Consider the following 8,069-nt stretch of genomic DNA (forward strand, 5'->3'; position numbering starts at 1 on the left):
GGTGAGGGGAGAGACGCCACGCGCGGTTCCACGGCGCAAGTCGCGATGGTGCATCATGGCGACTCTCCCGGAAAGACCATCCGGATCAGCAGCCCGCCCAATGCGGACGGGTGCGCGCTCATCGTAGCGCCATGTCCCTCGGCCAGCGCGCGTGCAATCGCGAGACCCAGTCCCGAGCCGCCGCCGGCCCGGCTGCGCGAGCCTTCCACCCGATACAGCCGTTCGGTGAGCCGGCCGAGCTCCGCGTCCGGCACGCCCGGCGCACTGTCTTCCCATTCGACCACGATGCGTCCGGCCTCGCGCCGCAACCGGATCGCGATCGCCCCGGGCGCGTCGGTATAGCGGCCGCTGTTCTGCAGCAGATTGGCGAACAACTGCCCCAGCCGGTCCGCATCGCCCACGACGACGGCATCGTGCGCCAGATCCGTTTCGACCCTCAGTCCCCGCTCGGCAAGCGCACGCCGCTGCGGACCGATGACGTCCTCGATCACCTCGGCGAGATCCACCGGCTCTTTGTGGTACGTCAATGCGCCGAGGTCGGAGAGCGACAGCGTGTGCAAATCCTCCACCAGGCGCGCGAGCCGCGCCGCTTCGGCCGCGAGCGATCCGATCGACGCCTGGTCGAGCGGACGCACGCCGTCCTGCAAGGCCTCGATCTCTCCTCGCAAGATGGACAATGGCGTGCGCAGCTCGTGCGAAATGTCGGCGATCCACTGCTGGCGCGAGCGGCGCGCGCTCTGCAGCGTCTGGGCGAGGACGTTGAAATCGCGCGCGAGCTGCGCCAGCTCGTCGTTGCCACTCGCGGGCAGGCGCTGCGCATAGTCGCCGGCGATGAGGGCCTGCGCGGTCGCGGCCAGACGGCGGATGCGACGAGTGATCCAGTAGGACACGCCTGCGCCGAGCAGCAGCGATGCCGCGAGCATCGCAGCGGCGAGGACGCCGAAGGTGAGATGCCGGCGGGCAAGGTACAGGCTCTCGATCGATTCGAGCAGCCCGGTGCGAGGCACGTAGCCCAGGTAGCCGATGGTCTTTGCATCGCGCGCGATCGGTTTCAGGATTGCGCGTGACGCGAGCTCCGCGCGCCCGATGAGCAGCTTGCGGTTCGCGTCCAGCAGCAGCAGGCGCGGATCGAGCGTGAGCGGCATGCGGCCCGGTGCGGCGGCCTGCGCGCTCGCCGCGTCCGGGTTCGTGGCCGACCGCAAGCCGAGGGCCGCGCGCACCAGCGCGATCCAGCGGTCGCGATCGGCCGCCACCCAGTCCCAGTTGCCCTCGCGCCCGTGGCCTTCCGCCAGCGTGAGGACCAGTGCATCGAGGCGCGCCTCGTCGGCGCGCCGCACGTATTCGATGAAGCCGCGCTCGAAGCTCCAGCTGAACACCAGATAGGCCGCGAGCGTCAATACGGCGATGGTGCCCGCGATGGCGGCGAAGAGCTTGATGTGCAGCCGGTCGAGTCGGGTCGTGTCCATGAATCGAAGCCTATACCGCGATTGAGGAAACTTTGTGGACGCCGGAACCTGTATACGGTTTGTTACACAACTTCCCCGATCCTTCCACATTCCCTGCGTGTTCGCACCTCACACTGCGAGCCGTGGACTGATGGGTATGCCACGGGCACAGGAAAGGATCGAACATGGACGTCGTCAAGGATCCGCAGTTGATCGGTGCAGCGGCGCGTTCTTCGTCGCGGGCGCACGGCGCGGGCCGCCGCGGCTTCCGGCGGCGCGCGATCGCGCTGGCGCTCGCCATCGCATTGGCGGGCGGCGGCTATGCCGGCTGGCGCGCCTGGGCGAGCCCCGCCGATGCGGCGGCCCAGCTCACGACCGCCACTGTGCAGCGGGCGAGCCTCGAAGATAGCGTGACCGCGACCGGAGCGCTGCAGCCGCGCGACTATGTCGACGTCGGCACGCAGGTCTCGGGTCAGCTCAAGAAGCTGCACGTCGAGATCGGCTCCACGGTGAAGAGCGGGCAGCTGCTGGCCGAGATCGATCCCACGGTGTACCTGAGCCGCGTCGATGCCGACCGGGCGCAGCTCGCCAATCTGCGCGCCCAACTGGTCGATCGCGAAGCGCAACTGGTGCTCGCCGAACAGCAGTTCAAGCGCCAGACCAATCTCATGCGCGAACAGGCGACCACCTCCGAAGCGCTTCAGACCGCCGAGGCGCAGCTCGCCTCGGCCAAGGCGCAGCTGGAAGTGCTGAAGGCCCAGATCCAGCAGGCCGGCTCCACCTTGCGCGGCGACGAGGCGAGCCTGAGCTACACCAAGATCTATGCGCCGATGGCCGGCACCGTGGTCGCGCAAAGCGCCAAGCAGGGGCAAATGCTCAATGCCAATCAGCAGGCGCCCATCATCGTGCGCATCGCCGACCTCTCCACCATGACGATCCAGTCGCAGGTGTCCGAAGCCGACGTCTCGCGGCTCGAGGTCGGCATGGACGTGTACTTCACCACGCTCGGCAACGGACAGAAGCGCTGGCAAGGGAAGCTGCGCCAGATCAATCCGACGCCGGAGATCATCAACAACGTCGTGCTGTACAACGCGCTGTTCGATGTGGCCAATCCGGACGGCGCGCTGATGACGCAGATGACCGCGCAGATCTTCTTCGTGGTCGCCAAGGCCGAGGATGCGTTGCTGATTCCGCTGGCGGCCTTGCGTCCGGCCGGCGGCGCGCCGGGCAACGCCAACGCACGGCGCAGCTCCGGAGACGGAAATGCCAAGGGCACGGGCGCGGCACGCACGCGCACCGAAATGGGCACGAGCAGTGCCACCGATCCACGAGCGCAATTCGCCGGCGGCCGTGCTCGCGTGCGGGTGATGACCGCCGACGGCAGCACGCAAGCGCGAGAAGTCCAGGTCGGCGTGATGAACCGCGTGTCGGCCCAGGTACTGAGCGGTCTCGAAGCCGGCGAGCAGGTCATCGTCGGTCAACGCAGCAGTGCTCCGGCGGCCGCGCGCCCGGCCCGGTCCGCCACCCAGTCGATGATGCCCCGGGGACGCATATGAGCACTTCGTCCAGCATCAAGCCTGTCCCGAGCCAAAGCTCCCCTCTCCCCCCGGGAGAGGGGCTGGGGGTGAGGGAAGGGGTACGCGTGACGCATAACTTTCCCTCACCCTCGATCCCTCTCCCGGAGGGAGAGGGAAGACAACCGTACCCCTTGGAACAGACATACAAGGGGCTGGGAGGTGAGGCTGGGAATTCGCGGACCATGGTTCGCGCCGGCCGAACGGCATCGGCCTGCATGCCGATGCGCGCACTGCAAGTGAGGGAAAAGTTGGCCACCGAGCCCCTCATCCGCCTCGCCGGCGTCACCAAAACCTACCGCAACGGCGAGCTCGCAGTTCAGGTCCTGCACGGCATCGACCTCGAGATCCGGGCCGGCGAATTCGTCGCGATCATCGGCGCCTCCGGCTCGGGCAAGTCGACGCTCATGAACATCCTCGGTTGCCTCGACCGGCCGACCAGCGGGGAGTATCGCTTCCGCGGGCGCGACGTGGCAGGTCTCGGCCGCGACGACCTCGCGCAACTGCGGCGCGAGGCGTTCGGCTTCGTCTTCCAGAGCTACAACCTGATCGCGGCGGCGAGCGCGCGCGAGAACGTCGAAGTCCCGGCGATCTACTCCGGCATGCCGCCGGGCGAGCGTCGTGAGCGCGCCGAGAGCCTTCTGAGCACCCTCGGGCTCGAGGAGCGCATGGGGCATCGCCCGAACCAGCTCTCGGGCGGCCAGCAGCAGCGCGTGTCGATCGCACGGGCGCTCATGAACGGTGGCGAGATCATCCTCGCCGACGAGCCGACCGGCGCGCTGGACAGCAAGAGCGGCGCCGAGGTGATGGCGCTTCTCAAGAGCCTGTCGGCCGAAGGCCGCACCGTCATCATCATCACGCACGCGCGCGAGGTGGCCGAGAACGCCGATCGGGTGATCGAGATCCGCGACGGGCGCATCGTGCGCGACCCCGGTCCGTCGACGCCGCCGGCCGCGGTGGCGCCGCTCGATGCGATCGGAACGCGCGCCGTGCCGCTCGTGCGCGGGCTGTACGAAGCCGTGAACGCCGCGGGCCGGGCGCTGCGCGCGAATGTCTTTCGTACCGCGCTCACCCTCCTCGGCATCGTCATCGGCGTGGGCTCGGTCATCGCCATGCTGGCGGTCGGCGACGGCGCGAAGCAAAGCGTGGTCGATCGCATCAGCGGCATGGGCACAAACCTGATGCTCGTGCGGCCGGTCGCTGCGAACCGGCGCGGCATGGGGGCGAGCATCGCCACCATGTCGCCGCAGGACGCCGATGCGATCGCGGCGCTCCCGAACGTGCTGGCAGCCGTTCCCGAGCTGGGCGGCAACGTCACCATCCGCTTCGGCAATACCGACTATCAGACGCAGGCGACGGCGACCGGCGCCGACTTTCCGCTCGCGCGCAACTGGCCGGTTGCGCGGGGGTTGTTCTTCTCGCGTGCCGACGTGACGAGCTACGCGCCGGTCGTCGTGCTGGGCGAGACGGTGACCAAAAGTCTTTTTCCCGAGAGCGATCCGATCGGCAAGCACGTGCTGGTGAACAACGTGCTCTTCCAGGTGATCGGCGTCATGAGCGCGCGCGGCGCGTCGCCGATGGGTCAGGACCAGGACGACGTGGTCTACGTCCCGTACACCACCGGCAGCATGCGGCTTTTCGGCCAGCGGTTCCTGCGCAACATCACCGTGGCCGCCGACGACGTGAGCCGCATCGACGAGACGCAGCAGGCGGTCGCGAGCCTGCTCGAAGCCCGGCACGGCACGGTCGACTTCCAGATCCGCAACATGGCCTCGCTGCTGGAAACGGCCACGGAGACGCAGGACACACTCACTGTCCTGCTCGGCTCCATCGCCGCGATCTCACTCCTGGTCGGCGGGATCGGGGTGATGAACATCATGCTGGTCAACGTTACCGAGCGCACGCGCGAGATCGGCGTGCGCATGGCGACCGGTGCGCGCATGCGCGACATCCTGCAGCAGTTCCTGACCGAGGCGCTGGCGGTATCGGCGCTTGGCGGGCTTATCGGGGTCGCGGCCGGTCTCGGCGTGGCGGCACTCGTCGGCTCGTTCGGCACACCGGTGAAGTTTGCAGCCTATCCGGTGCTGCTCGCCTTCGGCTGCGCGTTTGCGACCGGTCTCGTGTTCGGCTACATGCCGGCGCGCAAGGCCGCCGGCCTCGATCCCGTCGTTGCCTTGTCTTCGGAGTAGAAAACCATGAACCCGAAATTCCGTCTTGCCGTTTGCGCCGCCGCCATCATCGCGCTCACCGGGTGCGCGACCACGAGCCCCATGCTGCAGCCCTCCGTCGCAATGGCGCCGCGCTACGATGAACCGATACCGGCCGGCTCGATTGCGGTGTCGCCCGATTGGTGGCAACGATTCGGCTCGCAGGAGCTGCAATCGCTGGTGCAGGCAGCGCTCGCCGGAAGCCCGGACCTCGCCATCGCGATGGAGCGGGTGCGCCAGGCCGAAGCGCAGGTCGGCATCGCCGGTGCGTCGTTGTTTCCGACTCTGAACCTCGGCTTCGGCACCTCCCGCAAGACAAGCGGCGGCGACGCCGGCAGCCGCACGAGCGATGCGAGCAGCACGACGCTGAACGTGAGCTACGAGGTGGATCTCTGGGGCCGCAATGCCGCCGGCGTGCGCGGCGCCAACGAAGCACTGCGCGGAACGGTCTACGATCGCGATGCCGCCCAGCTCACGTTGATCGCCGGGGTCGCCACCGGCTACTTCCAGCTGCTCTCGCTGCGCAGCCGCCTGGCGCTGGCGCGGGACAACCTCGCCATCGCCGAGCGGGTCCAGGCGCTGGTCGCGACGCGTGCCCGCAACGGCGTGGCCACGCAACTCGATGTCGAGCGGCAGGATGCGACCGTGCTCGCGCAGCGCGCCGCGCTGATGCCGCTGGAGCAGCAGGAGCGCCAGACCTTGGCGGCGCTCGCCGTGCTGATCGGGCGCACGCCGCAGGGCTTCGACGTCGTCTCCGGCGGCATTGCCGATCTGCAAGTGCCGGTCATCGACCCGGGGCTGCCGGCCGATCTGCTGGTACGGCGACCCGATATCGCCAGCGCCGAGGCGCGCCTCGGCGGAGCGAACGCCGACCTCGCCGCCGCGCGCGCGGCCCTGTTGCCGAGCATCCAGCTGACCGGCGCGGCCGGCGTCTCGAGCGCGGCGCTGCTGACCATCCTCGGCGGTCCGAGCACGGCAATCTCGCTCGCGATGTCGGTGCTGCAGCCCATCTTCGACGGCGGTCGCCTGCGCGGCCAGGTGCGCGTCTCGGAATCGGTCGAGCGCGAGCTGGTCGAGTCGTATCGCAAGGTCATCCTGACGGCGCTCGGCGAAGTCGAAAGCGCACTGGTGGCCGCCAGCCGGGTCGCCCAACAGGAAACGCTGCAGGCCGAAGTGCTGGCGAAGGCGCAGAACGCGCTGCGGCTGGCCGAAGTGCGCTATCGCGAAGGTGCGGACGATCTGCTGACGGTGCTCGATGCGCAGCGCTCGCTGTTCGATGCGCAAGACCGGCTGGCGCAAATCAAGCTCGAGCGGCTCAACGGCGCGGTGGATCTGTTCAAGGCGCTCGGCGGCGGATGGAATGTTGGCGGCACCAACCTCGCCGCGGCAAAGATGTAATGCGTCGTTGAGAGAGACGCCGGGGGAGTGCGAAGTGGGTTCGAGAGGAGGGGATGTAAGCAGCTCCCTCCTCTCTCAGAGGAGGGGTGGTGCGAAGCGCCGGGGTGGTGTGGTATCCCCTCCTCTCACGAGGAGGGGTGGTGCGAAGCGCCGGGGTGGTGTGGTTCTTGCCGGGGTGGTGTAGCCCTCAACCCACTCCACTAACCCACGATCCCCAGTTCCTTCTGCAAGTCCTCGATCACCTGCGTGCGAGAACGTGTCTGCCAGCGTGGACGGCGACCGATCGCCTCGTTGATGATCTCGGGCAGCACCTTCATCGCAACGAACACCGGTCCAGGCTGGCTCATGATGTCGCCGATCGCGCCGGTGAACTCCTCCAGGCTGGTGAACGAATAGGTTCGCTGGTAGCCCGAGGCGCGCGCGAGCTCGTCGTACTTCACGTTCTTCGCGTTCGGCACCGGCTGCCCGCCCGTCGTGGCATAGCACTCGTTGTCGAGCAGGAAGTGGTAGAAGTTCTTCGGCGCCTGATCGGCGATGGTGGCGAGCACTCCCATGCTCATCTGGAGATCGCCCTCGGAGTCGAACAGGATGACGCGGTCCTGCGGCCGCGCCAACGCCACGCCCAGCCCGAACATCGCGTGCCCGCCCATCGCGGGGTCGCCCATCGGAAGATCGCGGTTCGGCTTGTCGCTGAGCGGCACCCAATGTTTGCCGCCGCGCCCCGGAATGACGATCGCATTACCGCGGTGGCGCGCGAACACCTTCAGCATCTCGGCTGTCTGCATCATGATTCGCTCTCCCCTGATCAGTTGAAACCGTGATACTCGTCGCCCACCAGCACGGCAACGGGTCGGCGCTTCTTGCGGGATTCCTCGAATGCGATGGAGATGCGCTCGGCATCCGAGTCGCGCTCGACGAGGTAATACTTGATGCCGAACGCCATCAGGAACGGCTCGGTGTAGTCGGCAACGGTGTCCGTGTTGACGCCGTGACGCGTGTAGCCGCGGTAGCCGACCATCATGACCACCGGGACGTTGAGGCTCAATCCCCACCCGCGCAGCGAATCGCCCGCCTCGAGCATGCCGGTATTCTGGATGAGGATGACCGGCTTGCCGCCGCCTGCATGAACGCCGGCGGCGCCGGAGAACGCAAGGCCCTCCCGGCTCACGGGAACGAGGGTCAGCGACGGGTCGGCCTTCATCAACGTATAGAGCCAGTTGGTTTCGCTGTCCGGCAGCCACAACACGTGTGTGACGCCATTCTTCTTCAGTTCAGCCAGCACGGTCTGCGGACTGAGAAAGCCTTCCTGCGACTCTGCCATGGGCTCCTCCGAGTGGGTCGATCGCGGGACGGGAACGCCACCGCGGCTCGCTGGCAATTATGCCTGCGATCGAGTGCCCGAAGCGGTATGGGCGTCCGGCATATGGAATCGATGGCGACCCGCC

Annotated in this window: 6 protein-coding genes; 3 read left to right on the plus strand and 3 right to left on the minus strand. The window is 67.8% G+C overall.

The window, feature by feature from the left end:
• Nucleotides 1-53: 53 nt before the first annotated feature.
• Nucleotides 54-1,556 carry a HAMP domain-containing protein gene (locus tag GEV05_03415; GenBank protein MPZ42447.1) on the minus strand — a complete coding sequence of 501 codons (1,503 nt, stop codon included), beginning with the start codon at nt 1,554-1,556 and terminating at the stop codon, nt 54-56.
• 74 nt (nt 1,557-1,630) lie between these two features.
• Between GEV05_03415 and GEV05_03420 the strand changes: the two genes are divergently transcribed.
• The 3 genes from GEV05_03420 to GEV05_03430 all read left to right on the plus strand — a co-directional run bounded on the left by GEV05_03420 (nt 1,631) and on the right by GEV05_03430 (nt 6,624).
• Nucleotides 1,631-3,001: an efflux RND transporter periplasmic adaptor subunit gene (locus GEV05_03420; protein ID MPZ42448.1), complete on the plus strand. Its 1,371-nt coding sequence runs from the start codon at nt 1,631-1,633 to the stop codon at nt 2,999-3,001.
• Between the two features lie 236 nt (nt 3,002-3,237).
• The gene (gene macB / locus GEV05_03425; GenBank protein MPZ42449.1) at nt 3,238-5,208 is read left to right on the plus strand and encodes a MacB family efflux pump subunit; all 1,971 of its coding nucleotides are present in this window, start codon (nt 3,238-3,240) and stop codon (nt 5,206-5,208) included.
• Nucleotides 5,209-5,214: 6 nt separating this feature from the next.
• Entirely contained in the window at nt 5,215-6,624 is a 1,410-nt protein-coding gene (locus tag GEV05_03430) for an efflux transporter outer membrane subunit (GenBank protein ID MPZ42450.1), read from the plus strand.
• 200 nt (nt 6,625-6,824) lie between these two features.
• Here GEV05_03430 and GEV05_03435 read toward each other — a convergent pair whose 3' ends face one another.
• Both GEV05_03435 and GEV05_03440 read right to left on the minus strand, forming a co-directional pair.
• Nucleotides 6,825-7,412, minus strand: a complete 588-nt coding sequence (locus GEV05_03435; GenBank protein ID MPZ42451.1) for a hypothetical protein — start codon at nt 7,410-7,412, stop codon at nt 6,825-6,827.
• Between the two features lie 17 nt (nt 7,413-7,429).
• Nucleotides 7,430-7,945 carry a hypothetical protein gene (locus GEV05_03440; protein MPZ42452.1) on the minus strand — a complete coding sequence of 172 codons (516 nt, stop codon included), beginning with the start codon at nt 7,943-7,945 and terminating at the stop codon, nt 7,430-7,432.
• Nucleotides 7,946-8,069 lie beyond the last annotated feature (124 nt).

Source organism: Betaproteobacteria bacterium (assembly GCA_009377585.1).
Classification (GTDB): Bacteria; Pseudomonadota; Gammaproteobacteria; order Burkholderiales; family WYBJ01; genus WYBJ01.

Excerpts from the sequence above, each read along its gene's own strand:
- GEV05_03430 (MPZ42450.1), top strand. The coding sequence starts at position 5,215 with ATGAACCCGAAATTCCGTCTTGCCGTTTGCGCCGCCGCCATCATCGCG.
- GEV05_03440 (MPZ42452.1), bottom strand. The coding sequence starts at position 7,945 with ATGGCAGAGTCGCAGGAAGGCTTTCTCAGTCCGCAGACCGTGCTGGCT.
- GEV05_03435 (MPZ42451.1), bottom strand. The coding sequence starts at position 7,412 with ATGATGCAGACAGCCGAGATGCTGAAGGTGTTCGCGCGCCACCGCGGT.
- GEV05_03420 (MPZ42448.1), top strand. The coding sequence starts at position 1,631 with ATGGACGTCGTCAAGGATCCGCAGTTGATCGGTGCAGCGGCGCGTTCT.
- macB (MPZ42449.1), top strand. The coding sequence starts at position 3,238 with ATGCCGATGCGCGCACTGCAAGTGAGGGAAAAGTTGGCCACCGAGCCC.
- GEV05_03415 (MPZ42447.1), bottom strand. The coding sequence starts at position 1,556 with ATGTGGAAGGATCGGGGAAGTTGTGTAACAAACCGTATACAGGTTCCG.